This window comes from Streptomyces sp. NPDC058964 (assembly GCF_042741275.1).
In the GTDB taxonomy this organism is placed as follows: Bacteria; Actinomycetota; Actinomycetes; order Streptomycetales; family Streptomycetaceae; genus Streptomyces.
The window spans coordinates 1-1,083 of the sequence record NZ_JBHYKH010001057.1 but is presented as its reverse complement, the minus strand read 5'-3'; the positions used below and the strand labels follow the sequence as shown (position 1 = coordinate 1,083).

Sequence of the window (1,083 nt, the reverse complement as noted above, 5' to 3'; positions counted from 1 at the left end):
GCTCCTGGACCTTGCCCATCCCCCCTCGGCCCGGCACCGGTCGCCCGCGCGGCGGCTCTACTGGTCCCGCTGGCGCCGACGCCACCAGGCCATCGCCCGCTGCTGCCACTATCAGCGCCGCACGCGCCCCGATCGAGTGAGTCACGAACCACCACCAACCTGATGTAGCGTCAGCCAACTAGACTCCGAAAGGGCCCCGTGACCAGGGCATATGGAGAAGTGCAGCTGGAGTACTAAAGCGCAAGCACCCGTTCTGACCGGAGTCATGTCGCCGGACCATCGTCGTCGGCATCCTCCTCTCGGGGGTCGACGTTGGCGGGCTCGGGGTCCCGCATCAGCTCGAAGCGACGCCGCTGAGCCAGCTCGTGCTGGGCGGCCCTGCGCTGCTTCTCTTCCGTCCGGGAGGAGAGCGACGGAAGCGGATCGGAGCGGATGTAGGCCGACAAGAGGTCGGTCAGCTCGTCCGTCAGCTCCGCAAGCCAACTCACCGCGAAGAAGTGTCGGACACCGGCGGCCCGGAACCGGCGCATGACGATGAGGAGGGACTTCACACGGTCTCGGAGTTCCCGGTTCGGGATTCGGGCCACAGCCCTCTCGACGTTCTCCATGTGGCCAAACACGGTGTCCAGGTACGACGCCCGCTCGTCCGTGGGCATCGTGGCGACGTCACTCCCGACTGAACTTAGGAACTCCCCGAGCGTGATCAGTTCGTTCAGGGCCTTGTCCGCCGCTTCCTGGCCGATCTCGGCGAGACGGGCCTCCCTGGCCAGCTTTCTCTGGTGGGACAGAGTGAGCCACACGCCCCCGAAGGACGCCGCACCACCCACGAGGGCACCGCCGAAACCGATCAGACCGGAGAGCACTTCAGGTTGCATGACGATCATCATGCCGACTGGACCAACTCCATTGGGCCGATCCCAACAGCGAGTCGGCCGTGGCCGTCAGCTCCTGACGCTGCGAAGGCGGCGGCGTGGCCTGCGTAGGCGACTCCGCCAGCGGTCCGGCCGGGAGCGCGTGCTGTCCGGCCGAAAGCGAAGAGGCGGGAAGTGATTCAGCGGGACGGCGGCGACGTAGACCGTGGGG

At 67.1% G+C, this 1,083-nt stretch carries 1 protein-coding gene; it reads right to left on the bottom strand.

Translation table 11 applies throughout. The annotated features are described in order from the left end of the window. Nucleotides 1-263 precede the first annotated feature (263 nt). The gene (locus tag ACFW2E_RS47630) at nucleotides 264-875 is read right to left on the bottom strand and encodes a hypothetical protein (RefSeq protein ID WP_384478603.1); all 612 of its coding nucleotides are present in this window, start codon (nucleotides 873-875) and stop codon (nucleotides 264-266) included. Nucleotides 876-1,083: the final 208 nt, after the last annotated feature.

Excerpts from the sequence above, each read along its gene's own strand:
- ACFW2E_RS47630 (WP_384478603.1), bottom strand. The coding sequence starts at position 875 with ATGCAACCTGAAGTGCTCTCCGGTCTGATCGGTTTCGGCGGTGCCCTC.